General features: G+C 43.2%; 24 protein-coding genes and 1 pseudogene. 5 read left to right on the forward strand and 20 right to left on the reverse strand.

Annotated elements, in window-relative coordinates:
• Positions 1 to 53 precede the first annotated feature (53 nt).
• From HQR03_RS05400 to HQR03_RS05420, 6 genes are all read right to left on the reverse strand, one after another.
• Complete coding sequence (locus HQR03_RS05400; RefSeq protein WP_173239439.1) at positions 54 to 1,766, reverse strand: multidrug ABC transporter permease/ATP-binding protein; 1,713 nt, start codon at positions 1,764 to 1,766, stop codon at positions 54 to 56.
• A gap of 112 nt (positions 1,767 to 1,878) precedes the next feature.
• Positions 1,879 to 4,167: a TonB-dependent receptor gene (locus HQR03_RS05405; RefSeq protein WP_173239440.1), complete on the reverse strand. Its 2,289-nt coding sequence runs from the start codon at positions 4,165 to 4,167 to the stop codon at positions 1,879 to 1,881.
• Between the two features lie 324 nt (positions 4,168 to 4,491).
• Complete coding sequence (locus HQR03_RS05410) at positions 4,492 to 4,815, reverse strand: SIP domain-containing protein (protein WP_173239441.1); 324 nt, start codon at positions 4,813 to 4,815, stop codon at positions 4,492 to 4,494.
• A gap of 6 nt (positions 4,816 to 4,821) precedes the next feature.
• Complete coding sequence (locus HQR03_RS14265; protein ID WP_272487609.1) at positions 4,822 to 4,944, reverse strand: hypothetical protein; 123 nt, start codon at positions 4,942 to 4,944, stop codon at positions 4,822 to 4,824.
• 21 nt (positions 4,945 to 4,965) lie between these two features.
• Complete coding sequence (locus tag HQR03_RS05415; protein ID WP_173239442.1) at positions 4,966 to 5,451, reverse strand: early set domain-containing protein; 486 nt, start codon at positions 5,449 to 5,451, stop codon at positions 4,966 to 4,968.
• On the reverse strand, positions 5,451 to 5,645 hold the full coding sequence (locus tag HQR03_RS05420; protein WP_173239443.1) for a hypothetical protein: 195 nt from the start codon (positions 5,643 to 5,645) through the stop codon (positions 5,451 to 5,453). The genes HQR03_RS05415 and HQR03_RS05420 overlap by 1 nt, the downstream gene beginning before the upstream one ends.
• A gap of 245 nt (positions 5,646 to 5,890) precedes the next feature.
• Between HQR03_RS05420 and HQR03_RS05425 the strand changes: the two genes are divergently transcribed.
• A complete protein-coding gene (locus HQR03_RS05425; RefSeq protein WP_173239444.1) occupies positions 5,891 to 6,331 on the forward strand; it encodes a PaaI family thioesterase in 441 nt (146 codons plus the stop codon).
• 22 nt (positions 6,332 to 6,353) lie between these two features.
• On the opposite strand, the gene HQR03_RS05430 is transcribed toward HQR03_RS05425, so the two are convergent.
• From HQR03_RS05430 to HQR03_RS05465, 8 genes are all read right to left on the reverse strand, one after another.
• A complete protein-coding gene (locus tag HQR03_RS05430; protein ID WP_227674864.1) occupies positions 6,354 to 9,005 on the reverse strand; it encodes a copper-transporting P-type ATPase in 2,652 nt (883 codons plus the stop codon).
• A gap of 300 nt (positions 9,006 to 9,305) precedes the next feature.
• On the reverse strand, positions 9,306 to 9,770 hold the full coding sequence (locus HQR03_RS05435) for a DUF305 domain-containing protein (protein ID WP_244951982.1): 465 nt from the start codon (positions 9,768 to 9,770) through the stop codon (positions 9,306 to 9,308).
• 80 nt (positions 9,771 to 9,850) lie between these two features.
• Complete coding sequence (locus HQR03_RS05440) at positions 9,851 to 10,849, reverse strand: copper resistance protein B (protein WP_173239445.1); 999 nt, start codon at positions 10,847 to 10,849, stop codon at positions 9,851 to 9,853.
• Positions 10,850 to 10,874: 25 nt separating this feature from the next.
• On the reverse strand, positions 10,875 to 12,578 hold the full coding sequence (locus HQR03_RS05445; protein WP_272487610.1) for a copper resistance system multicopper oxidase: 1,704 nt from the start codon (positions 12,576 to 12,578) through the stop codon (positions 10,875 to 10,877).
• Between the two features lie 70 nt (positions 12,579 to 12,648).
• Complete coding sequence (locus HQR03_RS05450; RefSeq protein ID WP_173239446.1) at positions 12,649 to 13,308, reverse strand: DUF411 domain-containing protein; 660 nt, start codon at positions 13,306 to 13,308, stop codon at positions 12,649 to 12,651.
• Positions 13,309 to 13,471: 163 nt separating this feature from the next.
• Positions 13,472 to 14,068 carry a c-type cytochrome gene (locus HQR03_RS05455; protein WP_173239447.1) on the reverse strand — a complete coding sequence of 199 codons (597 nt, stop codon included), beginning with the start codon at positions 14,066 to 14,068 and terminating at the stop codon, positions 13,472 to 13,474.
• A 146-nt stretch (positions 14,069 to 14,214) separates the two neighbouring features.
• Complete coding sequence (locus HQR03_RS05460) at positions 14,215 to 14,487, reverse strand: hypothetical protein (protein WP_173239448.1); 273 nt, start codon at positions 14,485 to 14,487, stop codon at positions 14,215 to 14,217.
• A 134-nt stretch (positions 14,488 to 14,621) separates the two neighbouring features.
• The gene (locus tag HQR03_RS05465; RefSeq protein WP_173239449.1) at positions 14,622 to 14,948 is read right to left on the reverse strand and encodes a hypothetical protein; all 327 of its coding nucleotides are present in this window, start codon (positions 14,946 to 14,948) and stop codon (positions 14,622 to 14,624) included.
• Positions 14,949 to 15,171: 223 nt separating this feature from the next.
• Here HQR03_RS05465 and HQR03_RS05470 point away from each other — a divergent pair, with 223 nt between their 5' ends.
• The 3 genes and pseudogenes from HQR03_RS05470 to HQR03_RS14270 all read left to right on the forward strand — a co-directional run.
• Entirely contained in the window at positions 15,172 to 15,903 is a 732-nt protein-coding gene (locus tag HQR03_RS05470) for a heavy metal response regulator transcription factor (protein WP_173239450.1), read from the forward strand.
• Between the two features lie 13 nt (positions 15,904 to 15,916).
• The gene (locus HQR03_RS05475; protein ID WP_173239451.1) at positions 15,917 to 17,479 is read left to right on the forward strand and encodes an ATP-binding protein; all 1,563 of its coding nucleotides are present in this window, start codon (positions 15,917 to 15,919) and stop codon (positions 17,477 to 17,479) included.
• A gap of 654 nt (positions 17,480 to 18,133) precedes the next feature.
• Positions 18,134 to 18,682: pseudogene (locus HQR03_RS14270) on the forward strand (sterol desaturase family protein); the annotation flags it as partial.
• A gap of 29 nt (positions 18,683 to 18,711) precedes the next feature.
• Here the strand turns inward: HQR03_RS14270 and HQR03_RS05480 are convergent.
• The 6 genes from HQR03_RS05480 to HQR03_RS05505 all read right to left on the reverse strand — a co-directional run bounded on the left by HQR03_RS05480 (position 18,712) and on the right by HQR03_RS05505 (position 25,555).
• Positions 18,712 to 19,503, reverse strand: a complete 792-nt coding sequence (locus tag HQR03_RS05480) for a COG4705 family protein (RefSeq protein WP_173239452.1) — start codon at positions 19,501 to 19,503, stop codon at positions 18,712 to 18,714.
• Between the two features lie 281 nt (positions 19,504 to 19,784).
• Positions 19,785 to 20,552 carry a PAP2 family lipid A phosphatase gene (locus tag HQR03_RS05485; protein ID WP_173239453.1) on the reverse strand — a complete coding sequence of 256 codons (768 nt, stop codon included), beginning with the start codon at positions 20,550 to 20,552 and terminating at the stop codon, positions 19,785 to 19,787.
• Between the two features lie 76 nt (positions 20,553 to 20,628).
• Positions 20,629 to 21,102 (reverse strand): diacylglycerol kinase, encoded by a 474-nt coding sequence (locus tag HQR03_RS05490; protein ID WP_173239454.1) that lies wholly within the window; start codon positions 21,100 to 21,102, stop codon positions 20,629 to 20,631.
• Between the two features lie 628 nt (positions 21,103 to 21,730).
• Positions 21,731 to 23,077, reverse strand: a complete 1,347-nt coding sequence (locus tag HQR03_RS05495) for a sensor histidine kinase (protein ID WP_173239455.1) — start codon at positions 23,075 to 23,077, stop codon at positions 21,731 to 21,733.
• Between the two features lie 46 nt (positions 23,078 to 23,123).
• Positions 23,124 to 23,810: a response regulator transcription factor gene (locus HQR03_RS05500; protein WP_025653172.1), complete on the reverse strand. Its 687-nt coding sequence runs from the start codon at positions 23,808 to 23,810 to the stop codon at positions 23,124 to 23,126.
• A gap of 44 nt (positions 23,811 to 23,854) precedes the next feature.
• Complete coding sequence (locus HQR03_RS05505; RefSeq protein WP_173239456.1) at positions 23,855 to 25,555, reverse strand: phosphoethanolamine transferase; 1,701 nt, start codon at positions 25,553 to 25,555, stop codon at positions 23,855 to 23,857.
• A gap of 360 nt (positions 25,556 to 25,915) precedes the next feature.
• Here HQR03_RS05505 and HQR03_RS05510 point away from each other — a divergent pair.
• On the forward strand, positions 25,916 to 26,230 hold a 315-nt coding region (locus tag HQR03_RS05510), incomplete at its 3' end, for a transposase (protein ID WP_173239457.1).

Genomic DNA, 26,230 nt, shown 5'->3' on the forward strand with positions numbered 1-26,230 from the left:
TTTTATAGAATAAGCGAGATTGACGTCGCTAATCATGCTTTTTGGGATTGGTATTACTTCAACATAGAGATGGCATCGGTACTGGCGCGTTGACGTTCTTCAGCATTCAGCTCGATCAATTTCCCCTCTTTCATCAGCAGCAATCGATCCGCATGCTCAAAGTAGCTGTCATCATGACTGATAATAAAAAGGGTTTTACCCAGCGCTTTTAGCTCAGGAATCAATGATTGATAGAATACGCGACGAAAAGCAGGGTCTTGGTCAGCAGCCCATTCGTCAAGTAACAGTATGTCCTTATGTTCAGCAACAGAGATTAACATAGCCAATCGTTTACGTTGTCCCTGCGATAATTTGTCCGTAGATAAGCGATGATCCGTCACACTGACTTTATCTTGCAAATTTAATTTATGCAGCCAAGTGGTTACTAGCGTCATATCAGGATCGCTGCCATGACTGCCAATCAATTGTTTAAAAAGATGCTGATCGCTAAAAATGGCAGAAAAAAGCTGTCGATAATCGGTATTATTTTTGGAGTCAATAAGCTGATTGTCTATATGTACAGAGCCAGTGGTAGGGGTAAAAATGCCTGTAATAATCTTTGCAAGGGTGGATTTACCGCTACCATTCGCACCAATCAAAAAGACCACATCGCCACGTCTTAAAGTGAGATTGACGTCTTGTAATATATCATTTGAGTGAGCGGTTTTTTCTGTTACTAAGGCAGACGTATCAGCATCACTGTTGTCGTAACGGTAGTGAATATCGGTCAAAGAAATAGAGTGCCAGTCTGTTGCGGCGGTGTCAGTGGCAAACGCTGAATGATAATCCGCTAGCTCCAATGATTGTATTTTGTCCAAGGCAACTTGCGCTGTTTGCATGGTTGGATAAGCACCAACCGCATGGAGCAGAGGTGACTGCATAAATAGAATGGTTAAAGAAAAAGTGGTCGCTACGCCCATGGGTATATCAAGATAGTTGGATACGGCAAACACCACACCAATCGCTGCAAACATCATGATGTTCGACCAGTTCACTGCCGATAAATGATACGTATCCGCTTTAATAATTCGCTCTTGATAAAACTGGGCATGATTTAAAAAATCATGTTTGTAGAGTTTTTCGGCGCGGTGATGGTTCAATGCTAGCTCTTTACGGCCCTCTATTATAGATTGATAATCTGCATATAACTCATCATTGATCTCCCTGATGGCGGTGAGATGGTGATAGACATGTTTGACCAGAATAGTACTTATCCAAATGGTCATCACAATCCAAACCATGATAATCAGTAATAGTGGCAATGACAGCCAGCCCAAATAAAGAGCGACCCCAGTAGATAAAATAACCCCTTGTACCAATTCTGGCATGCGGACAAAGGCAACGGTAATTGATTGAATGTCTGAAGACAGACTAGCGAGTAATCGCGCACTACCTAAATGATCTATTTGTGGGACGTTGGTATCGATGATTTGTTTGACCAGCTTGGTTCTGAGCTCATAGACAAACTTGTGACCAAGACGGGTTAAGGCATATTGTGATAAAAAAGTAGTGACCAATAGCAGGACAACCAAGGCTGAAAATTGACCCAAACTTGCCCACGATAAGGTATTAAAAACAGGCTGACTAATAAAGGTGTGATTGATGAAAGCGATGATGCCCACACTGACAGCCGCATTAACCAAATTAAGAAAGATAACTTTAAGAAAGGGCAGGCGATAGTGTGCCCAAATCATATGGTATAAAGAAACGGTGGTGCGAGAGGACATAATGGCTCAATAATAAAATGGTTTTTTGCGTATTTTTGATGGCATAAAAGGGAGTAGGTGGTGCCTAATCCCTTTTATCTAAGTCTTATAAACGTGGTTTAATCTGCATGTCTTAAAAGTCGAAAGTCGCTGATACTTTTAGGGCAGTAGGCTCACTGGCATTTAAATACCCAGCACCCGCATAACCACCCACTGATTGCCAATAGTCCTCTCCTGTCACGTTAGTAACCACGCCTTTTAGCGTCACGTCTTGTCCAGCAAGCATGGTTTTGTAGCGAGCACCTAGATCTAGCGTGGTATAACCGTCGACTTTTAAGCTATTGGCGGCATCGGCATAACGTGCGCCTGTGTGAATGATATCACCGGTCACCGTCAATCCTTCAACTGCTGCCAAATCATATTCTAGGTTGACGTTGCTTTGTAGCGTTGGCAGTCCGATGACTCGGTTGCCGTCTAACGTCACATCGCCTGTGTCTTTTTGCTCAGCATTTAAGTAAGTAACACCAGCATTGAAGCGCATGTTTTCGCTCGGGCTACCAAATACAGTTAATTCCACCCCTTGATGGCGATTTTCTCCAGCAGCGGTAAACGTGTTTGAGTCATTGATATAAGCACGCGGCTCATCAGTGCGGAATATCGCCAAACTACTGCCGATCAGACCATTGTCATACTTAACGCCAACCTCAGTTTGCTCACTCACATAAGGGTCTAAATCTTGACCACCATTGGTGACAGCACCGCTACTATTAGTCAGAGGTGCCCTTGCGCCTGGCGCTAGGCTTTCGATATAGTTACCATAAACAGACCAGTCCATGCTCGGTTGATAGACGATACCGATACTTGGTGTCCACTCACTTTTATCGTAATCAGCAGTTTGTACTTGATTATTAGGATCATAGCTGGTGGTTTTTATATTCTGATGACGCACGCCTAAGGTAGTTTTTAATTTGTCATCGAACAGTGATACGGTGTCAGCTAGCGCAAAGCTTTGGAATTGCTTCTCGTTGGTTAGTTTTGGATCGTCTAAGTTACCACCGAAGATTGCTGTGCTTGTAAAAGGGACCTCAGCGTAGTCGGTAGGATGGTACAAATTGGTCCTGGGTTGATTACCAAAATCATAGGCGAACGCCCCTTTTTCTTCTTGGTCATAGAGATCCGCTGCTAGTACCCAATTATGAGCCACTTCACCTGTTTGCCATTTACCACGCAGACCGAGCTCAGCACTTTGTACCAAATCTTTTCTAGAATTATCAAAGCGATAAAACGTACCTGCACCATCAACATTGTTGACGGTTAGATTGGCCAGTGAGTTTTCTTCCTCACCACTTCGCACACCGTAAGCACCATAAGCGGTAATATTATCAGTAAAATCATATTCTCCTCGAATGGTACCAAAGACATCTTCTTCATCTGAATACGTCCAAGGCTGCGCCCAATTCTTTGAGCCGTCTGGTGCTTTTGGTACTCTAGAAACACCAGCAAGTGTGACACTAGGACGAGTCTCTGTCAGTTTGTTGTCTTGCCAGCCCAAATCTGCTGACAGTCGATACTGATCGCCTCTATAATCTAATCCCAACGCTGCCAGACCCAGTGTTGAGGATTCATCATCAATCGCGCTGTCGCCATCTTGATAAGCGGCATTAAAGCGAACGCCAAACGCATCATCAGTACCAAAGCGATCACTGAGGTCTACGGCAACTTTGCCTTGATCGCCCTGACCATAACCGAGTGTCACCTTACGTAGCGGGTCATTGCCAGCTCGTTTGGGCAGCAGGTTAATCGTACCACCAGCGTTACCACCACTGGGTGCTGCACCATTGAGCATGGCGGATGCCCCGCGCTGAACCTCAACGCGCTCAAACAATTCAGTAGCGATATATTGCCTTGGTAATATGCCGTATAGACCGTTATACATGGTGTCATCAGAAGTTGTGACAAAGCCGCGCATAAAGTACGCTTCTTGAAAGTTGCCAAAGCCTCTAGCGACACGAACAGTCGGGTCTTTTTTGAGCAGGTCGCCCACACTTTGGGCTTGTTGATTGCCGATATACTCATTGGTATATGAGGTAGTGGAGAACGGCGTGTCCATGATGTCTTGGTTGCCCAAGATTCCGACACGGCTTCCTGTCGCTACTTGACCACCTTCATAGGCATCTGGCAAGCCATCGGCTGATGCATCAGCACTACTGGTCACGACAATCTCATCGAGTACCACGCTTGGGGTATCGGATTGAGCGTCAGCATTTAAATCTGTTTGTGCCCACGCAGCTTGACTTGCACCCAGTAATATTACCGATGTAGACAGACAAGATGAGCACAGCGATTTTAGTAAAAACGGATGGTGAGAGATACTCAAAAGATTAGGGCGAAATAAAGCGGAGTATAAGCGAGACAGTTGCATGAATATTTCCAGCACATAGATTAAATGCTTATTATAATGATAATCATTTTCATTACAATGTATTACTGGATTAAATCTCAATATATTTTTATCGTGTTAAGTGTACGTTTTTGTTAGGCAAAGTAGTAAGTCGTCTAAAGTTGGTCAGTCGCGCTATGTTGATTAGTTACGCTATGACAGCAGCAACGATTGTTATTAGCTCAATTTAGCAGTCAGCACAAGTGGTTGATAAGTGGCTAAATACTTTCTATCTATAATTAAACATCTGCTATTCATAAAAAGGCGCTTTTTATAAAGACATGCTACTTATAAAAAAGATAGTGATTACTGCGCACGCCAATAGACTTTGATAACCATGTCCTGACTTGATAGACCCAGTGTTGATTTTAATTGCTGTCGTAATGCTTTGATATCCGCTGCTTCCTGAGCGGTCCATACTTTGTCAATTTTGAGAGGCAGTTTCGCAAATTGTGTATTTAATAATGCCATTATTTGCTCAGTAATATCAGTCGTTGGGGTATTAATCAGATGGCACAAATTGTCTTGCAAAAAATGTGCATTATGGCGCAGTTGATGATTGAGCGTTAGCGTGTGTAAATAACGGATGTCCTCTGGATCATTAGTTATGGCAATGATTAGAGGTGGCAACGGGTTCTACCAGTTTTCTAATAGATTGGCCACCGTCGGCAGAGAGGTTTCATCACAGATGAGTAAGCACTGACCCTCGCTGAGATGTTCTGTCTTCTCTGGATATTCACGCACTGTTTTGATTTGCACGCCACAGTCAAGCGCGCGAGCCTAGTTACCTCCTACTGTATCGCCACGAATGTAGACGTCTATCCACGCTAGGACGGACGAGTTGCTCGAATTTTGCCATACTTTTCGCAAGGTATAATAGCGCTGTAAAGGTTTGTCGCTATCTTTTGAATGGTTTCTTGAATGGTCTTTTGAATGATTTTTCTGGGCGGATAAGCCGTCTGAATCTAGCTCAAACAGATAAGCGTAACCGGGGTGAGAGAGTGGCGTATTATCAGGCGCGGTTACTACTAATCGATACATATTGGGGCTGGCGTAGTAGCCATTGATGACAGTAAAACGCTGTTCTTGAAGCTTGATCGTACGCTTGCCAAGCTTATTGGCAGAGGTTTGCAATAGCGTTATATATTGCTCTTGTAGCGTCATCGACTCACTAATCGGCGTCGTAAAATTGATAAAATATTGACTGCTGAGAGTAGTGGTATTTGCTAAAGCACCGTTGTTATGATTGGTGGTTGTGACATCCATTAATATCCCACATCCGTATATAGCTCTTTTATCGAGGCGATATCATGCTCACTCACTGTCGTGCTAGTAAAGGCATTGATAAACATAGCGAGTTCATCTTGATGCTCTTCATTGACATGACTCATAAACTGATCTTTGTCAGCCATGTCTAACGGTGTTTTATCGATATCGTACTGAGCAAGTGGTTGAGCCATAACATGTCATCCAAGCCAAAAATTCAAATAATCGTTGAACGACATTATATATGTTAATGATAATCATTAACATATATATTACGCTAATAATCCTGTTTATCGATTTACTGTCAGTGAAAGTGGCTCATAAATGAAAGGAGGTGGGCATAGATACGGCTGATAATATCAGTTATGCTATATGACGGTGCTTACTCAAGCAAAGGGCTGGTGTCGACAGTGAAAATAATCAAAACCGAGGGATAGGTATGTCTGCAAGCAAAGAAGAAATCGTCGCCTTTATGACGGCAGAGTTTCCACAAACCAAATGTAGGGTTGAGGCAGTAGATGATAAGGGTTCGACCTTGTCGCACGAGATAGGTATCAATGAGCTGCGACCTGGTGGCACGGTCTCGGGGCCAGTGTTGATGAGTATCGCTGATGTAGCCATTTATGTGGCAATACTGGGAAAAATTGGCATTGTACCGTTGACAGTGACAACGAATCTGACCATCAACTTTTTGCGTAAACCTTCAGCAGAAGCACGCATCATCGCTGACTGCACGTTGATGAAAGTAGGGCGCACACTAATCGTGGCCGAGGTTTCTCTTTATTCAGAAGGCTCTAGCGACTTGGTGGCCCATGTGGTTGGCACTTATTCTGTACCACCAAAACCTAGAGAAAAGACGCAGATAGTTAATCCACTATAAATTAGATGACGTTATCAATTTTCTATAGCTGCAAACGACGTAATCTAAGTGCATTACCAATGACGGACACTGACGATAAGCTCATGGCTGCTGCCGCTATCATCGGGCTCAGCAGTAGTCCAAAAGTCGGATACAGTAAACCTGCGGCAATCGGTATGCCAATGGCGTTATAGATAAAAGCAAAGAATAGGTTTTGTCTGATATTACGCATAGTCGCATGGCTAAGCTTATAAGCTTTGGCAATCCCCATCAGATCCCCTTTGACGAGAGTAATGCTCGCGCTTTCCATCGCCACATCGGTACCAGTACCCATAGCGATACCGACATTCGCTTGCGCCAAGGCAGGGGCGTCATTGATACCGTCTCCTGCCATCGCCACCATTTTACCGCTGTCTTGCATCTCTTTAACGATGCGGTTTTTATCCTCTGGTGAGACATCGGCATGGACGTCATCAATGCCTAATTTATTAGCGACCGCTTGCGCCGTTTTTTCGTTGTCGCCCGTCAGCATCACGACTTTTAGTCCTGCGCTATGTAGCAGTTTTATCGCATCGGCAGTGCTTGGCTTGATTGGGTCAGCCACTGAAACTATACCAGCCGCTTTGCCATCTATAGCGACAAACATGACCGTTTCACCGTCCTTTCTACGGACGTCAGCTTTAGTAGACAAATCCTGATCGAAGCTGTTTAAACTCTCCATAAGCTTTGAGTTGCCGATTGCGACTTGCTTGCCATTGACTAGCGCTTGTACGCCTTCGCCCGTTGTGGAATTAAAATCGCTGGCTTTGGGAATAGTAAGCGACTTGTCCTTAGCCGCTCTGACGATAGCTTCTGCTAAAGGGTGCTCGCTCGCGCTTTCAACAGCGGCGACAAGCGCTAAAAACTCATCTTCGTCTTGACCTAATAACGCATCGATGGCCGTTAATTCGGGTTTACCAGCAGTTAGCGTGCCTGTTTTGTCAACGACAATGGTGTCAACTTTTTCCATACTCTCAAGCGCTTCAGCGTTTTTGATGAGTACGCCATTTTGTGCGCCTTTCCCCGTGCCAACCATAATGGACATTGGGGTCGCCAATCCTAGCGCGCAGGGACAAGCAATAATCAATACGGCAATCGCGTTAACAATAGCAAACGCCATCGCGGGAGTAGGTCCAAAAATCGCCCAAACGATAAAGGTGATGACTGAGCAGATAAGCACAATCGGCACGAACCAACCAGCGACTTGATCGACTATTTTTTGTATTGGTGCGCGACTACGCTGAGCTTCAGCCACCATTTGTACGATTTTGGACAAAACCGTATCATCGCCGACATTGACCGCTTCGATTAATAAGGTACCAGTGCCGTTGACGGTGCCGCCAGTAACCGTATCGCCTGTGACTTTCGCGACCGCCAGTGGCTCACCAGTGACCATCGATTCGTCAACATTACTATTACCTTCAATGACCGTGCCATCTACGGGGAGTTTTTCACCGGGTTTGACGCGCAACTTATCGCCACTGATGACTTCTTCTAGAGGGACTTCTACTTCAGCACCACTTTCATCGACTCGTCTGGCTGTTGGTGGTGCCAGCTCAAGTAATGCTCGAATCGCGCCTGACGTTTGACTTCTGGCTTTAAGCTCTAGCACTTGACCTAATAATACTAAGGTAGTGATAACCGCAGCGGCTTCGTAATAGACGCCAACTTGACCCGCTGAGTCTCTAAAGCTGTCTGGGAAAATATCAGGAAAGAAAGTCGCCACAATACTAAAGCCATAGGCCGCACCAACCCCTATAGCGATTAAGGTAAACATATTGAGATTACGGCTTTTTATCGATTGCCAACCGCGTACGAAGAAAGGCGCTGCACCCCAAACGACAACAGGAGTGGCTAGCGCGAGCTGTATCCACTGCGCGACTTGCGAGGAGATATCGTATTGACCAATAGTCCTCAGATCTACCCCGACCATATCGCTCATGGCGTATAAGAATAGTGGGATAGTCAGTACGGTACAGATCCAAAACCGACGGCTCATGTCATCGAGCTCTGAGGTATCCTCTTCACCGATAGTAATCGTCTCGGGTTCTAACGCCATACCGCATATGGGACAGCCGCTATTTTCGATGTCTCTGACTTCAGGGTGCATGGGACAGGTATACACCGTGCCCTCATAATCGGTGGGTACTTTGTCGTACTTGCCGCCTTTGACAGATTTTACTTCGCTGTTATTAGATGCTGTATGGCTTCCATGACAGTGTGCATGACTGTCTTCATTGTCTTTGGCGTCAGTGACCTTTTTAACAATTTCGTCTTCAGGCTGAAGGAACATGCCACATATCGGGCAGTCACTTTTTTCAGCATCTCTAACTTCCGGATGCATTGGGCAAATATAGACCGTACCTTTATAACCAGCAGGTACTTTGTCATACTGTCCGCCTTTCATAGGCTTTACTGTAGCACTCTTATTGCTAGTATCTGCTCCATGACCATGCGCGTGAGTGCCTTCATTGTCATTGGTAGTATCGACTGTGTCTGTAGGTTTGAGAGCCATGCCGCATATTGGACAGCCACTATCCTCAACCTCTCTGACTTCAGGATGCATAGGACAAGTATAGATTGTGCCACTATATCCAGCAGGTACTTTGTCGTACTGTTTGCCTTTTATAGATTTAGTATCATCAATATGTTTCATAAGACCACTCCTTTGCCACATTTGAATGTTCAACAGACCCTAATATGGCAAAAAACAGTAGGGTAAATACTAAACAGACAGCCATCATCCACCAACTCATCCCATGCATCATTGATCCGTTCATCATTCCATACGTATATCCGTTCATCATACCGTGCATCATAATAACTATTACAAAGGCTCCTTATGGTTATTTCCTTATTATGAGTAATGATATAGCACTGGGGTGTGAACTTATACCTCTTAATGGTTTACTTACTTAACGACACCTAATACGGAATGCTCAAAATTTATGACTATTTACTCAAGCTCTTCAATAAGCTGCTGCATCTCACCAATTTCACGCTTTTGCGCCTCGATAATGTCATCAGCCAACTGACGCACGCGTGGATCTTCGATATCAGCACGACTACTGGTCAAAATAGCAATGGAATGATGCGGAATCATCGCTTGCATCCAGTCTACTTGGTCGACAGTTTGCTGCGAGCGCACGCCCCATAAACCAAAGGCAAATAATACGACGCTAACCCCATAAACCATCAAGTTTATCTTGGTTTTTTTATACATATTGGTCATAAATGCCAGCATAATAATGGCCATTATCGCACCCATATACAACGCCATGTAAGCACGGGTCTCACTAAAGTAGATATGATCCCATTGATACGTATTAAAATACATCATGATAAACATCACGACGGTAGAGGTTAAAATCATCAACGTAAACTTTATATATGGATTCATCTGATGCTGATTATTATTCATATTTATTCCTTATAAAAATAAAAGTATCCTAATAGCCATTTTATACACTTACCATCTACAGTCTCAAAAGCAATCTATCTTTAAAACCAAAACATCAGACCAGCGGTCACACTACTAGAATCAACCGCTTGGTTTTGTTGACGTCGTAGATCTCGTGCATCTCCTAGAGCCGACTCATAACTAAAGCCAACATAAGGAGATAGCTGACGATTTAGGGTCTCATAAGTGAGCCTAACTTCAGTCTCAAATTCGTTAAATCCTTTAGTAATACCGTTATCGGTATCTTCTTTGCTAAAGGCGGTCAGCTCTATTTCTGGTATCACGACCCAATGCTGATCTAAACGCCACTCGTATGCTGTGCCTAAGTCCAGACGAACTTGACCGTCGGTATATAAATAAGCTCTCGCATCCGTTTCGACAAAGTAGGGCGCTGTACCTACAATACCTGCCATGACTGCGGATTTGTCGTTTTGGGTATCATAAGCAATACCCGCTTCGCCATTCCAAAAGATACCGAGCGGCTTCCAGTAAGCGAGTGAGGTTAGGCTGTCGATTTCTTTGTCGTCTTTGGTTTGCGCGCTGCCTTCAGTGCGGAGAGTGATACGGTTACTGTCAGTACCGTACCAGCCTTCAGCTTCAAAATTGATTTGATCCTCATCGAACTGGTAGCCCAGCTTGTCTACGGATACGCCCCATAACGGCATACTACCCATCATCATAGGTTTGCCAAATTCTCCGTAGCCTACGCCATTTGAGTAATCTGGACTGCGAGCATCGACTGGCGCCGCGCCGCCTTGCATACCTGACATATCCATACTGCCATGATCCATACCCAACATATCCATGCTGCTGTGATCCATATCTGACATATCACCCGACATATCCATACTGCTATGATCCATATCTGACATATCACCTGACATATCCATGCCGCTATGATCCATATTCGACATATCACCTGACATGTCCATGCTGCTATGATCCATATTCGACATGTCAGCAGCGTTTGCTAAAGGTGACAGGAGTAGTAGCAAAGATGACACTCCAATGAATGGCAGACTGCTCTTGATTGTTTTCATAATAAGCCTCGTATTCTACAATTCATTAAACAACGGCAACTTCTCTAAACATACCCGCTTCCATGTGATAAAGCAGATGGCAATGCCACGCCCATCGTCCTGCTTCACCTGTGACATCGAAACTAATCTTTTGCGCAGGTTGTACGACAATCGTATGTTTGCGGACTTGAAAGTCTCCAGATGGCGTGCGTAGATCGCTCCACATACCATGCAAATGCATAGGGTGGTTCATCATGGTGTCATTGACTAAGGTAATGCGGACGCGCTCACCGGGCTTAATATTGACCGGCGCCGCGTCTTTAAACATAACGCCGTCTAGTGCCCAAATATAACGCTCCATGTTGCCTGTCAGATGTATTTCAATCTCTCTGGTAGGTTTGCGCTGCTCGCCCAATACTTGCTCGTCTACAGAGCGTAATTGATGATAAGTCAGCACATCTCTATCAATATTACGTAGATTAATACCGGGGTCATCGAGGTTCATACGCGGACTATCGACGCGCATATCGGACTTAAAGTCATATTCTGTTTTGGCGTGTTTTGCTTTGTAGCCTTTATCGCCCATGGCTCCCATCATATCTGCCATGGTGAGCCATTCGATTTTGTCCATGACGGGTACAGCCGCGCGTGCGCCTTTTTTGGTAGCCAGCGTGGTAGCGACAAAACCTGAGCGGTCTATGTTTTGGGCAAATATCGTATGCGCGTCTTTAGTAGGCGTGACGATGACGTCATAAGTCTCAGCTACACCGATACGGAAGTCATCGACATCAACAGGTACGACATCGTTACCATCGGTTGCGACGACGGTCATTTTGAGACCGGGGATACGCACATCAAATATGGTCTGCGCTGAGCCATTGATAAAGCGTAGTTTGACGGGTTGTCCAGCTTTGACGAGTTGTGACCAGTTAGCCGCTGTCGTTTTACCATTCATCAGATAAGTAAAGGTGTTTTCACCAGACAGATCTGTAAAATCTGTCGGCATCATGCGCATCTTGTTCCACATTTTACGCTTATCAAAAGCTGTCTTTAAATCCGTGGCGGCAATATCAGACAACAGCTTTTTGAAGTCTGGCAAATGATAATTATCAAAGTCAGCACGCTGTTTTAATAGTTTCAATAAATTGTGCGGGTCGCGGTGCGTCCAATCACTGAGCAAAATAACATGATCTTCTGCAATAGGATGACGCTCGCGTCCTTTCGGCTCAATGACAATAGCGCCGCGCATACCGGTTTGTTCTTGAAAGCCCGTATGCGAGTGATACCAATAAGTACCTGACTGCACTAACTTGAATTTATAAGTAAATGTACTATTGGCCGGAATACCATCGAAGCTAATGCCGGGTACGCCGTCCATTTCGAACGGAACGAGTAAGCCATGCCAATGAATAGAGGTGGACTCATTCATCTGATTATGGACACGGATGACTACGGTCTCGCCCTCGACCATCTTAAGCGTTGGCGCTGGTAAGGAGTCATTGATGAGTGTCGCCATACTCGATTTGCCATTAACGATAATGGGCTTTTTGCTGACATAAAGATCAAACTCGTTGCCCGTTAATATAGGGACGACATGATCGGCTTTATCACTGTTAACGACGGCATTTTGCTGGCCTTTACCTAGAGCGCTATTGGCAATAGACGGCAGCGTGGATAGCATTGACGCACCAAGCAGGGTCGATGACCCTGTCAAAAAACGCCGGCGGTTAAGCATGTTTTTATTATTCATAATATTGACCTAATTTATCTTATTAAAAACCCAGCCTACTACTGAGACTTATTCACTATTTAAACCAAAGCTATAACTGCGCCTCTGGAGAGTCAATGTCAGCATAAACCGCTGTTGAGCCATCTTTATTAAGCTGCATCACTTGATAAGGCATAAATTTATTTTGATATTCCATACCAGGACTGCCCATTGGCATACCGGGTACCGCAAGGCCAATCGCACCTTTGGGCGGGTTCTCTAAGAATTTAGCCATGTATTTCGCGGGGACATGCCCCTCAAAGACGAAACCGTCTGTGGTGACAGCTGTATGGCAAGAGCGCATTTGCTGCGGCACGCTATAGCGGTCTTTGAATAAGGACAGGTCATCAACATCATGCGCGGTCGCATTCAGCCCATTATTTTGAGCATAACCGACCCATTCTTTACAGCAGCCACAATTGGCATCTTTATAAACCGTGGCAGAGACATTTTTTAGGATAGTAGATTGGCTATTTGAATGCGTACTGACAGGCATCATCTGGGGTTGTGATTGCTCACTTTGCTTACTCTGATTCGTTTGCACGACTTGTGTCGAAGTAGATGGCTCAGGCGCTGGTTTTGTATCGGCAGCCGTGCTGTTAGGGTTACAAGCGGCAAGCGTTAACGATAATGGCAATACCGTGAGCGCTGAAAGAACACGACCAGATACCCGGTTATGTCCATTAATAAATATATTGGTATAGCGTCTCATAAAACCACTCCTGAGCGTCTGTTTGTCTATTTGATAATCTAAACTCTCTAAACTCTCTAAACTCTCTAAACTCTCTCGCCGAATAAAGTAGTACACATACCGTTCAAACCACAAAAGGCAGCACTCTGTAGCACTGCTTTTTATTCAATAATGAATGATATATTTAATGTTGCATTCCAGCCCCATCGTCTGACATGTCCATCATGTCGCTATTGAGTGACATATCGAGCATGTCGTCATCCAGTCTAGTCGTCAGCATGGTATATTGATTTTCATTTAATTCAGGTAATGATCTAATAAAAGCCACCATTGCCCACATTCTCTCGTCATCGTGAGAAGCGCCCCATGCTGGCATGCCCGAAGCCATAATTCCGTGCTTGATAGCCCAAAAGCTTTGCTTGGCACCAGCATCGGTTTTATAACGGTCAACCACCTCTACATTGGTAAAGTTGGGCGGTTTAGGGTAGAGACTGGCGCTAAAGTCGGTGCTTTCTACCCCGGGAGACAAATGACAGCCTGCACACATGTCTTTGTAATCGGCACCGCCTGAACTGATCATTTCTACTTTTTCTAAATTTGGCACCACGATACTTTTACTGGCATTCGCTATCGAGCGATTACGAGCTGTTTCTAAAAAATTATAGACCAGTGGGTTATGTGCTTGATCAGCACCAACATTGATAACCCCACTCGTCACCACAACGAACATACCAACCATAGCGACAGCGACAGTAAAAAGTATTCCTAGTAAGAACTTCATAGGCTTATCCTAAAAATCCATTTTTGTTAATAGCTAACGCTCAGTTTTACCTATTAGCCTAACCGCTCTGGTGAGCGCTTGATAAAGACTGCCTATCAATGATTCTGAGCTTATAGGTAATAATACTGAGCTTATAGGATTAATATTTAAGAGTCGCTTTTAGTAGTCACGCAGTGTTTTTGATACATCTGTTTCATTTTGCCCATATTGGCCATCATTGCTTTCATGGCAGGATCATTCATATCCATTTTGCTGTGATCCATTTTTTGCATCATTTGCACGTGCTTTTCCATCTTTTCACAATTCATCTGATCCTTTTCGGCATGCATCTTGGGATCATGTGCTAGCGCTGAGGTTGAAACAACTAAAGCGATAGCGGTTGCGACGATTGATTTAGGCATTGATTTAAATAGTGACATGGTAAGTCCTTTGTTGATTTGGTTTAAGGTCGATAAGACTTTAGAGTATTAAATCAGTCTAAAGCATACGGTATGGATTCTGACAGTGAGATGACAGCAAGATGACAATATTGTCATCTTGCCACTTTTCGTTTTTAATGTGCAACATATTCCTTTAGTATGGATTGCGAGCTACGATTGCGATTCGCACCGTACTTGTCTATGAAATACTTTTCAGATTGCAAATGTTGATCTTGATGCTCAACTTCGCAGGCTACTCGGGCATCGACATAGCGTTGCATTTGAGCGTCAGATATTTTTGCATCATTATGATCTAAGTTTCTTGCAAACTTGGTAACCGCATCGCAGTTATCGATAATTGAAGTGCTGAGTTCGGTCGTATGCGCATTAGCCGCTGACATACCGATAAGCATCGACGTTGATAGCAGTACTGCTTTTTTGAGTGAACGATAACTTTTCATATAAAACCCTTTGCCTATTATTAGATGTTTGAACGAATGACCTGTAAAAATAATGCATAGCCGCTATTCTTATCAGGGATGAGCAACTATGTACTATGGGTATAGATTAGCAAACGGAGACTGACAATCTGATGACGGGCAGGTGACATCTTTGTCAGATAGCAATCAATTTTGTCATTTATGTCAATTTAAGCATCAATCATAACGGTATTGAGGGATTACGATGAAAGTACTATTGGTAGAAGACGAGTTAAAACTTGGGGAGTATATAAAAAAAGGGCTAACAGAAGCAGGCTTCATCGTTGACCATCACATGACAGGCTTAGATGGCTATCATGCCTTGATGACTGAAGAATTTAGTGTGATTGTCATGGATGTCATGCTGCCTGACGTTAGTGGCTTTGAGCTGGTACGTAATTACCGAGCTGCTGGCAAGCATACGCCCGTGCTGTTTTTGACGGCGAAAGATGATTTAAGTGACAAAATAAAAGGGATCGAGATTGGTGGCGATGATTATCTGACCAAGCCTTTTGCCTTTGCAGAATTAATCGTTCGTATCAAAAGCTTGTTAAGGCGCGCCAATCAATCGGACTATAAAAGTACGCTCATGCAAATAGCCGATCTCAAAATGGACATTGCCAAGCGCACTGTGCATAGGGGAGACGCGCCTATTAAACTGACCGCGAAAGAATTTTCCTTGTTACAGTTCATGCTGGAGCGCCGTGGTGAAGTATTACCGCGCTCGGTCATCGCCTCTCAAGTGTGGGACATGAACTTCGACAATGATACCAATGTGATCGATGTGGCGATAAGACGCCTGCGCATAAAAATAGACGACAATCATAATATGAAATTGATACACACTGTACGGGGTATGGGCTACCGATTGGATGCGGTCGATAGCGATACCACTACACACCCCAGTATCGAAGCGCAACATTCTGCCGCTAAGTAAGAAGCCAAGTAACATGAGATATAAATTTGACAACCGCCGCCTACCACTCTTATGGCGCACGGTATTTTTGCTAACGATATTCGTGGTCGTCTCACAAGTCATCATCTATATTTGGGTACAGCGCTCTGTCAAAGGGCATTTTGAACAAATGGATGCTGAGATTATTACCCACGCAGCTTTTAATTTACGTAAGCGAGCAACAGACTCTGATGACCGGCTAACGTTTCAAAACCTACTAAGCTCGCCATCTTCTATAAACCCACTTTCTGAAAAGCCACTTCTTTCAACGGCAACAGAAAGCGCTAACCATCTACATTCTTCTCAGCAAGATTACGATTTAAAGACCATCATTGCTGACAAAGAGGGACGCCTACTATCGAGTACCCCTAGCAACTTTGCCAATGAGCTCAGCGTAGATTTTAACTTATGGTCATTGCAACAGGATAATGACGATCAGCAGTTTGTCATTAATATCAATGACAGACGCTATCGGGCGATGATTATTGAAGACAGTAATATGCTCGCGCTTATCGCCTTACCGATCGACGTGCATCATCAGTATTTATTACAGTTTAATCGCCAGCTCAGTATGATTTTATTTGCGATTACCTTACTGCTGGTTTCCATAGCGGCATTGAGCGTCTATTGGGGTTTTGCACCTTTGGCAACCATCATTCAAAAGATGAAAGGCATTAATCCTGAAAGGTTGGATGAGCGTGTCATCGTTAGTGATATGCCATTGGAACTAAGGCCGCTCGCGGAATCTTATAACGCTATGATGGTCAAGCTCGAAAGTAACTTTGAGTCATTGTCACGGTTTTCGGACAATATCGCTCATGAGCTACGCACGCCAATAGCGACGCTGAGTACACAAACGCAAGTGATGTTGAATAAGCCGCGAAAGGATGAGGAATACATTGAGCAATTGCATCATCAGCACGATACGCTTGAGCAGTTATCAGCCATGATCAATAATATGTTGCTACTGGCAAAAACCCAAAAAGGGCTGAGTGACTCGCAAGTGAGTCGAGTAGATACCGAAAACTTAATCACCAAGCTCACAGACTACTATGAAATGATTGCCGAAGATCGTGACATAACTTTTTCGAAATCAGGAGATTTTAAAACGGTATTAGGGGATGAAGGCTTATTGCAACGGCTGTTTGCCAATCTCATGTCAAATGCCATTTATTATGCGGCCAGTGACAGTGTTATCGCTATATCAGCCACCAGCGTTCCCTTGAGTGCTGCCTCCGATACTCTTGCTCTTAATACGGCTGATGCTTTTTATACAGCTGACACTCTCAATATGGCAAAGAACCATAATCAAATCTCAAAGCAATCTTGGTTAAAAATCACCTTGACGAATCACTTAGAAAAACCGTTAAGTCAAAGTGATGCCGATAAATTATTTGAGAGATTCTATCGTCACGACAAAAGCAGCAGCCAGCATTCAGGGACAGGTTTAGGGTTGTCTATAGTGCAGGCTATCGCCAATGCTCATAAAGGTAGGGTGAGTATCACCATCAGAGATGAGTATACTTTTGAGATTGCGGTAGAACTGTTGCTTGCCTGATGGTTATTCTAAAAAACGAGATTGATGTTTAAAATCGCAGCAATGGAAGTGATGGAAGTGAAACGCTGTCTTAAAAACACGTTAGAGGCTTGACGTGTTGAGGGTTTTACCAGTCAAAAAATCGTTTTAGTCGGCGCTGATAAGCTTAGCAACAGCCTAAATGACCGCTTATATAATCAACAAATGTTATCGTGTTTTAAGGTAACATACTTATTAGCCATTCTCGGTTTAGGGTGTCTTGCTTGACCACTGCTACTATTAAAACAGTGTATAGTCAGTGAAAAGTAATATTGAACCATCAGGCACTGCTGATATCCATTTTTCTTGCTTGCTGTGCCTGCGCAGACAGAGGCGACAAAAAACTGATATCAGCAATAGCGTCGCGTTTTTAGGATATTTTGACTATAGCTATTAAAACAGTACAGCAATTGATAGTGAGCAACAGCTCGGCTACTTTAAGACAATAGGTGACATATGGATGTGTTTTCGTATTGGCAAGGGTTTTACAACAACCTTTGGTTTTGGCAATTTCCTATGGCGACTCTTGCCATTAGTATGGCAGCTTTTTTGGTGGTAGCCATTCCATGGACGGTGGTGGCTTGGTTAGATCCGCTGTCTTTGCGCAAATACAAGATTCAACAAAAACCGTTCGAGATGAAGAAATTCCTGTTGCCTTCGATTGGTCGTATCGTGGTCAAAAACCTCATTTTGGCGACGTTATTAGTGGTTAGTTGGCCACTATTGCAGTTGACTGGCGTCCACAAAGGCACACTGCCTGTTTGGTATATTATCATCGCGCAATTGATATTTTTTGTGCTACTTGATGATTTTTTATACTACTGGATGCATCGCTATATGCATGAGAATAAATGGTTGTTGCGGCATATTCATAGCGTCCATCATCGTATTCGTAATACCTGCGGTATCAATGGTAATTACATGCACTGGATTGAGTATTCATTGACCGCGACGCTCACCTTGGTTGGGCCTATCTTGCTAGGCGCGCATATCTATGTGGTTTGGATGTGGGTCATTCTACGTCAGGTCGAAGGGGCGGATGGACACATTGGTTATGATATTCCTTGGAATCCTGTGCATTTGTTGCCTATGTATCAAGGGCCTATCTATCAAGGGCCTATCTATCACGACTTCCATCATGCCAAATTCAAAGGCAACTATGCTGGCTTTTTACCTTATTTGGATAAATATTTAGGTAAAACGCATATCCCTGCCTATTTACGGTATTTAAAAGCGAAAAAGCAGGGCTTAACGCCGTTAGAAATAGAGCAAGGTGAGTTGCAGGCACAAAAGAACAAAAAGACAGCAACATCATCGATAGGCTTGTCTAAAAAGTCACCTAGTACAGCTCCTAAAGGCCGAGTTAAAACGAAAGCACTCCAAAATAGCAGCGTTTTTGATATTTTCGTACCGAAATGCATCACAGCAATAAGTGCTAATAAAGAGCCAAAGATGATGGCACTCGTTGTATAGCCCATGCCTTTGGTATCTGCGACCCAGTCACCAAGTGCTGTACCAAGCGTCTGCGAAAACATAATGGTCGTCCAGTAAAACACCTCTGCTTTGGGCTTGCTAATACTATCGATGGCAATGCTGCCCATCGTTTTTTGCCATATGACTAAACATACCCCAAGTAGCGCTACCAGTAACGCTGAGCCGCCAGCGTAGCCGATTCCTAGTGATCTCGTCACGTAATCTGCTATCGTTGTTCCTAAGGTCGTTGTCGCAATAATCGTCGTCCAATATAACCATTTATTAAACGAATTGGCTTTGATTTGAGTGGCAACTGCTATGCCAAATAGCACAGCGAATATACCAGTACTGACGATGTAGCCTAGGTTGAGCGACATGGATAAGGCGTCGCCTGCCGTCTCACCAAGTGTCGTAGCAGCTACTTTGATTATCCAAAAAAGCAGGGTAACCTCTGGAACTTTGGACAAAGCATTTAATAGGGAATCATTATCTGCAGCGGTGGATGGGTATTGAGTGTTTAAGGTTGTATTCATGTGTGGATTCACTCTATCGATAAGCAAATTAAGGGTCATGTTATTGACATGACTAAATTATCAATAGAGGTGTTAAGAAAGTGTCAAGATAGGGCCTTCTAAATTCATTGAAATTTTTTGACAAAAAAACCCTATAAATTATAGGGCAGAAGGCTTGAGCGAGTTTGTGCTATAGTCGATTCAATGTAAAAGTAGTACAAGGCAACCAAGTGTAGATGTATATGTGATACTTCAAGCGAGGTTAACGCTGTAATACTTTTATAGTGGAATGACTATAATAGCTATTTGACTGAATCAACTGTGCTGCTTAAAGTAAGGTTGTGAGCTTTGAGACGGGCCGTTCGTTTAAAAAATACGCTGGCAAGCGCACAGGTAATTGTTAGTGAAAGCAGCATTGATACCAATGTGTGGCTAAAAAAATGATCGCCAAACAGCATTTTATACATCCCCATTGTCCAGCCTAAGACAGTCACTATTTCAAATATTCTATAGCGGTACTTATGCAAAGTGGGTAAGAATGCTAAACCATACAAAGAAAATCCTGCGCTAGCGTGAGCGGCTGGGAAGCACTTGGCAGGCGTATTCGCGACTATATTTTGCCAAATATCTAGATAAGGAAGCTCGCCACCAAACAGTGTCAAATGATTGGGACAACTGACATGGGTGACTCCTTTTAAGAGTGCAATGCTAGAAGGTACGACGATAAGGATAGTCAGCAGATAACTTATTTCACGAACCGATAAAGGAATAATAAATCTGTCGAGCTTGCCATAATGGATGGTAGAAGTAGTGCTCGAAGGTTGTCTGTATTTGATAATTAAAATCGTGATTAAGTAGATAGCTGAGAAGATTAATAGCGCTTTAGGTCCATCATAAAAGATAAAAGCGTAAGGCTGAGCACCTTTTTGGAGGAGCCATTGACCGTTGGTATAGAAAAGCTCACTAATACGAATATCAAACTGGCTGTGCTCAAAGGTTAGAGCGGCAATAATGGTCAAGCAAAGGAGCTTCAGCCACATCCAATCGGTCAGGTTATTTTTTAGAGTCATTGAGGCGCCTTACTCAATTTATTAAGTTGTCGTTTATTAAGTTGCAAACGCTTAAGCTATAAAACTGATGTTTTATTCAAAATAACAGGTTTATTAAGGCCATTGTCCACAACACAAACAGCAGTAATAACGCTAAAAACTGGGCAGCAGAGCCGACATCTTTGGCTATTTTTGCTAAGGGATGTTGCTCGGTTGAGGTATGATCGACACTGGCTTCAATACCTGTATTAATCAACTCAACAATGAGGGATAAAAAGGAAGCAACCACCAGCATCATTTTTATACCGATATTAAAAGGCATAAATATAATGGCTATGAATAATACGAGATTGAGCCAGAAAACTTGTCTAAACGCTGCTTCAAACTGATAAGCCGCTTTAAAACCATCTATAGAATATCCTGTGGCTTTTAAAATACGCGCCAAACCTGTTTTACCTTTAGCATTACTCGCAAAGCTATCTACTACAAGAAAATCACCAGATACTGGCTGATTTTTATAATCAGGATGTGCGGCATCATGATCGAGAGTAATAGGTTTGAGGTTATTCATATTAGTTGCTTACTGGTCATTTAGATTAGAGTGGCTGGCAGAATCTTAAGTATATGACGAGGCACGTTAAGAAAGCGTTAAGGCACATTACAGCCGTAGTCCAGGCATGGTCCAGCCATAGTTCAGCCATTATAGGCAGCGCAAGATAATATCGAGACATCACGCCCAGCTGATATCCATGTTTCTTGCTTGCTGTGCCTGCGCAGACAGAGGTGACAAAAAACTGCTATCAGCAATACCGTGGCATTTTTAGGAGATTTTGACTATAGATTGCACCTGCTAAAAAGCAGTAGCTGACACCTAATTTTACTAGGGTATCGGCTACTGCTGCTGATTGAAGTTAGAGTGAAAATACAATAAAAGTAAAAAAATAATAAAAAGTGCAATCACCGATATAGTTATTGTTGTGATGATCCCAGTGTAGGAGGTCACTGGTTAGCACTTGGGTATCAGTATGTGCTTAGCGCTGTTAAGAAAGCGTTAAGATAACGCTTTTTCATTGGGGCGTGTTGAACATTCGCAAATAGTCTCTGTCAGTGCCATGGTCGAATGTTCAACACGTCCTAGCTTCCTAAGCATTATTTATCGCTACAATGATTTTTTAATGAAAATTATGCCACTGTCATCGTTATTTATAATAAATACTAAAGGTACTGCCGCCTGTGGTATTGGCTTGATGGGTCAGTTGCCAGCCCATATGCGTCATGATGCGCTGCACGATGCTAAGACCCAGTCCTGTACCCTCAACTTTATAGCTCGCATAATCGTCAGCCAGTAAATCTGTAGATAATGGAGTGCTATCATTCTGCTGATCTAAACGCTCAAATCTCTCATACAGCAACGGCATCATAGACTCGGGAATGCCTAGGCCTGTATCGGTGACCGTTATTTTTTCTGCATCAATAGTGACTTTGACTTCACCATCATCTGTGTATTGAAAGGCATTCTTAATCAGATTACCCAGCGCCATTTTTAACAGTTCAGGGCGCACATTAGCAGAATACTCTTGTTCAGCGACTACGGTATAAGTCACCGTTTTATAACGCAGCAGATACTTTAAGCGCTCTAATTCATTGACAGCGATGTTATTAATAGAGGTTTGCGGTGCGTCCAGTTTTTCAGGGGCGCGCGAGAGTAGCAACAACGCGCTGATAATCTCGGAGGTTTCTTTAGCAGTCGTACTAATACGCTCAGTAAATTCACTCAAATAGTGATCGCTTGCTAATTGGGAGGCCAGTACTTCTGACGCACCCATAATAATCGTTAAAGGCGTGCGCAATTCGTGGCTTACATCACCGGTAAATAGCTGCTCACGTTTGAGGTACTGCTCTAACTTATGGTTTTTCTGATCAATCGCTCGTGCTAAGACGCCAACCTCCGACGGCAAATGAGTCAATTCGGTTAAATTTTGGTGATCGTTTTCTACCGCTTGTTTTAGATCTAGTAGCGGCTTAGTAATCTGCTTTGAGGATAGCTGAGAGAATATGATGGCAATCAGCAAGCTTAAAATAACAGCCACTCTCAAGGCATTGGCAAAGATGTCTTCTAAATGTTCAAAGATGGCTAAAACAGGGTAGTTTGCCAATACCATTTCTCTGTCTTCTAAGTAAGTCAAAATAAATTTCTGTTTATTTTGCTGATAAGCAAAGAAGTGCAGGTTGGTTCTGGTCGTACCTGTTTTAGTGTTAACCGTGACAGAGGTTTCTTGCACTTTATCATCGGCCATAGTTTTCAAATCTTCAGGCGCAGTATCATAGCGGTAAATTTTGATACCTGGATCTGCCACATAGACAGCCAGCTCGCCTTCTTTTTCTTGACTCAGCTCTAGCTGCTGTAGCAGGCGTGCCTTGATCAGATCTTGCTCCATCCTCGTCTCTGCATACACAAAAATGCTGACGAAAGTCGCGCACAGTAGTACGGCAAATAAAAAGTATGATATTCGAAACTTGTTAACGATAGAGTCAATTCTGAACATAGCATCACTTCGTAGTGGCAAAGGTAGTAAAGGTAGTAAACAGATTTTACACTTTATCTGGGTCAATAATCTGATAACCAACACCAGGCACCGTCACTATCATAATGTCAGCAAACGGCTTATCGACTTGTGCACGCACACTGTGCATATGGGTACGCAGTGCATCGCTACTAGGAATATCCTCACCCCATACCTTTTCCTCCAGTTCGCTTTTACTGACGACTCGGGGCGACGCATTCATCAAAGCTTCTAATATTTTAAACCCTGTTGGTGTCAGTTTTAACGCTTTGCCTTCTCGGGTAATCGTGTGTTCCTCTGTATTCAAGGACAATTTGCCGATATTGATACTGTGATGAAAATGGTCGTCTTGATGGCGACGTATAAGCGCTTTGATGCGAGATTCTAGCTCAATGAGTGAGAAAGGCTTGACCAGATAATCATCAGCGCCACTATCGAAGCCTGCAACTTTATCCAAAATCGTATCGCGAGCAGTTAGCATCAATACAGGGGTTTTGTTGTGGAAGTCTTCTCTGAGTTTTTTGCACAGTTTTGTACCATCCATACCCGGTAGCATGACATCCAATAAGATAACGTCGTAGCGATTGTTCGAAGCCAGTGTTAAGCCACTAATGCCGTTATGCGCATTGTCTAATGCAAAGCCTTTAGGCTCAAAAAAAGCATAAATATTGGCCACGATATCTGGGTTGTCTTCAATAATAAGTATTTTGTACATAGTTATCTCATGCATAAATGTCAGCAGTGCTTAGCGCTAAAATCTTAATAGACAGACTTAAAAAATGTCGGTGCTGCTGCTACTTCGTCAGTCGTAATACCGAAAAAATTAAGTAAAGTCGGGGTAATAAAATCGTGTGATACCGGCTGATCAATCATACTAGCAAGGCTGCTTTTATCAATATTGTTGCTAGTAGGCGACCAGATAATGACGGGTACCTGCTTTTGAGCATCGGGCGCTATGGCATAGGGTAAACCATGCAAGTAGATGTTATTTTCACCCAAGCTTTCTCCATGATCGCTGATATATACCATCGTCACATCATAATCCTGCTCATAAGTTTTTAGCGTATCAATAACGTTATTTAAAAAGTAATCAGTATAACGAATGGCATTGTCATAACCGTTGATGACGGACTGATCATCGCACTTGGACAGCTCGTTAGTCATACATACTGGCTGATACACTTCAAATTCTTTAGGATAACGTTTGTAGTACGCAGGACCATGGTTGCCCATTTGATGCAATAAAATAAGCGTGTCTTTAGCTGGTACGTCCGATTTTACCCTTGTATCTGACTTAACTAAAGTATCAAAACCATTTAACATACCAATGTCACGACACTCAACATCACAATTTGGATTGATATCAGCTGTCCTGTAATTTTCAAAGGTCACTCTATCAGCCACCCCTTTAGAGCTCGAATTATTGTCTCGCCACACAACATTGACGCCTTGCTTGTATAGCGTATCTAATACGTTCTCGTTGTAGTCCGAATTATTATCATTATAGTTTTCTCGATTGTCATAACTGAACATACAAGGTACAGAATAAGCGGTAGAAGTGCCGCAAGAGGTGGCATTTTTGAAGCTATAAATGTCTGGCTGGTTAGCTAAAAGAGGCATCGTATCGCGCTTATAGCCATTAAGACCAATGTGATCGGCGCGAACGGTTTCACCGACGACAAAGACCATGAGTTTAGGTTTTGCAGCGTTAGTTCCCGCAGTAGCAGTGAGACGTTTGGCATCTGTCGCATGTGCTATCAAGGTGTCAGGACGACGTAATTCATCGACGTAATCGGTACCCAATTTGATGACAGAGTAAATAGGAGTAATGGGATTGGCGTAGCTGCGAACCATTTTATGTTGACGAAAAAAGGTCGCGTATTGATCCCCAAAAGGTAGTAGAGCGACGGCTATTAAAGCGACAGACAAGATTAAAGTCGCGCTCCTTTGCAATAATGCTCGACGTAAAGGCACTCGTTTGATACGAATCTTTGCAATAAGAACAGCGGGTACAACACCTAGCAGAAATACCCGAATAAAAAAACTTAGCGACATCAGCCCCATCGCTTCTGCTCGATCGGTCTGCATACTGTTGATCAGCATACTACGATCAAATATCGTACCGTAAGCGTCTGTAAAATAACCACATACAGCCGCTATCAATACCATAGCGATGAGCACTGGTTTTGCAATGGGTCGATAGCACAACAACTGAAAGATTAGCCACATCAAGCCTAACAACAAGGCTATGATCGAAATGATAAAACCAATATTAGTGCTAACAGGATAGATACTTAGCACTTGTGTAAAAAAACCAAAATTCGCAGTAGCGACTATATAAAGAGCCACGATGACAATCAAATAACTGAGATTGATCTCACGGTCAAAGATATTGCGTAGATAGCTTTTTTTAGTACTGGCTTTGGTAATATAGGTGCTAGGTGCTTGAGAGGTTGACATAGTGAGGCTTCTCAACAGAATGATAAGGAATGCAATTCCTTACGATAACAAGTGCTCTGTTAAGAAGACGTTAAGACAGTTGGATTAAGGGATAGTTTGAGTGGGTATCAGGATTCATTAGACTGAACAATGAGATAGTAGTGTTGGTTATATTTCTGATTTAGGCAATTCTATCGATAGTATTAACTCTAAGTATTCACAGTTTGCTTAGGGTCTGTTGAACATTCAAATGTGGCACTGGCAGTGGCTATTTTTTAGACAATGCGCAGTCCTAATATTTGAATGTTCAACAGACTGTAGTGGCATAATAAAATTGGACAGCTTATAAGAGGTTATACTACCCCAAAGAAGGAATACAGTATGACTACCAAACGTAGAGAATATACCCGAGAATTCAAATTAGAAGCCATTAGCTTAGTGGTTGATCACAATCGCAAAGTTGCAGAAGTAGCCGAGTCTTTAGGCATCGGCATCTCAACCTTAGACAACTGGGTACGCAAGTATAAAAAAGAGCAGCAAGGCGTTCGTCCAACTAAAGGTCTAGCATTAACTGATGATCAGCGTCGCATACAAGAGCTTGAGCGAGAAGTCAGACAGCTTAAGATAGAGAAAGACATCCTAAATGAGGAGGGATTAAGCGAAGCACTGCTTCGCCCCGACGCAAGGGGAGAGCTA

The organism is Psychrobacter okhotskensis, from assembly GCF_013248965.1.
Classification (GTDB): Bacteria; Pseudomonadota; Gammaproteobacteria; order Pseudomonadales; family Moraxellaceae; genus Psychrobacter; species Psychrobacter okhotskensis.

Coding starts and splice junctions, on each gene's coding strand:
- HQR03_RS05505 (WP_173239456.1), bottom strand. CDS start 25,555: ATGTCAACCTCTCAAGCACCTAGCACCTATATTACCAAAGCCAGTACT.
- HQR03_RS05460 (WP_173239448.1), bottom strand. CDS start 14,487: ATGTCACTATTTAAATCAATGCCTAAATCAATCGTCGCAACCGCTATC.
- HQR03_RS05450 (WP_173239446.1), bottom strand. CDS start 13,308: ATGAGACGCTATACCAATATATTTATTAATGGACATAACCGGGTATCT.
- HQR03_RS05455 (WP_173239447.1), bottom strand. CDS start 14,068: ATGAAGTTCTTACTAGGAATACTTTTTACTGTCGCTGTCGCTATGGTT.
- HQR03_RS05405 (WP_173239440.1), bottom strand. CDS start 4,167: ATGCAACTGTCTCGCTTATACTCCGCTTTATTTCGCCCTAATCTTTTG.
- HQR03_RS05425 (WP_173239444.1), top strand. CDS start 5,891: ATGTCTGCAAGCAAAGAAGAAATCGTCGCCTTTATGACGGCAGAGTTT.
- HQR03_RS05490 (WP_173239454.1), bottom strand. CDS start 21,102: ATGAATAACCTCAAACCTATTACTCTCGATCATGATGCCGCACATCCT.
- HQR03_RS05445 (WP_272487610.1), bottom strand. CDS start 12,578: ATGAATAATAAAAACATGCTTAACCGCCGGCGTTTTTTGACAGGGTCA.
- HQR03_RS05475 (WP_173239451.1), top strand. CDS start 15,917: ATGAGATATAAATTTGACAACCGCCGCCTACCACTCTTATGGCGCACG.
- HQR03_RS05470 (WP_173239450.1), top strand. CDS start 15,172: ATGAAAGTACTATTGGTAGAAGACGAGTTAAAACTTGGGGAGTATATA.
- HQR03_RS05440 (WP_173239445.1), bottom strand. CDS start 10,849: ATGAAAACAATCAAGAGCAGTCTGCCATTCATTGGAGTGTCATCTTTG.
- HQR03_RS05485 (WP_173239453.1), bottom strand. CDS start 20,552: ATGACTCTAAAAAATAACCTGACCGATTGGATGTGGCTGAAGCTCCTT.
- HQR03_RS05500 (WP_025653172.1), bottom strand. CDS start 23,810: ATGTACAAAATACTTATTATTGAAGACAACCCAGATATCGTGGCCAAT.
- HQR03_RS05435 (WP_244951982.1), bottom strand. CDS start 9,770: ATGAATAATAATCAGCATCAGATGAATCCATATATAAAGTTTACGTTG.
- HQR03_RS05480 (WP_173239452.1), bottom strand. CDS start 19,503: ATGAATACAACCTTAAACACTCAATACCCATCCACCGCTGCAGATAAT.
- HQR03_RS05430 (WP_227674864.1), bottom strand. CDS start 9,005: ATGAAACATATTGATGATACTAAATCTATAAAAGGCAAACAGTACGAC.
- HQR03_RS05495 (WP_173239455.1), bottom strand. CDS start 23,077: ATGTTCAGAATTGACTCTATCGTTAACAAGTTTCGAATATCATACTTT.
- HQR03_RS05420 (WP_173239443.1), bottom strand. CDS start 5,645: ATGGCTCAACCACTTGCTCAGTACGATATCGATAAAACACCGTTAGAC.
- HQR03_RS05465 (WP_173239449.1), bottom strand. CDS start 14,948: ATGAAAAGTTATCGTTCACTCAAAAAAGCAGTACTGCTATCAACGTCG.
- HQR03_RS05415 (WP_173239442.1), bottom strand. CDS start 5,451: ATGGATGTCACAACCACCAATCATAACAACGGTGCTTTAGCAAATACC.
- HQR03_RS05400 (WP_173239439.1), bottom strand. CDS start 1,766: ATGTCCTCTCGCACCACCGTTTCTTTATACCATATGATTTGGGCACAC.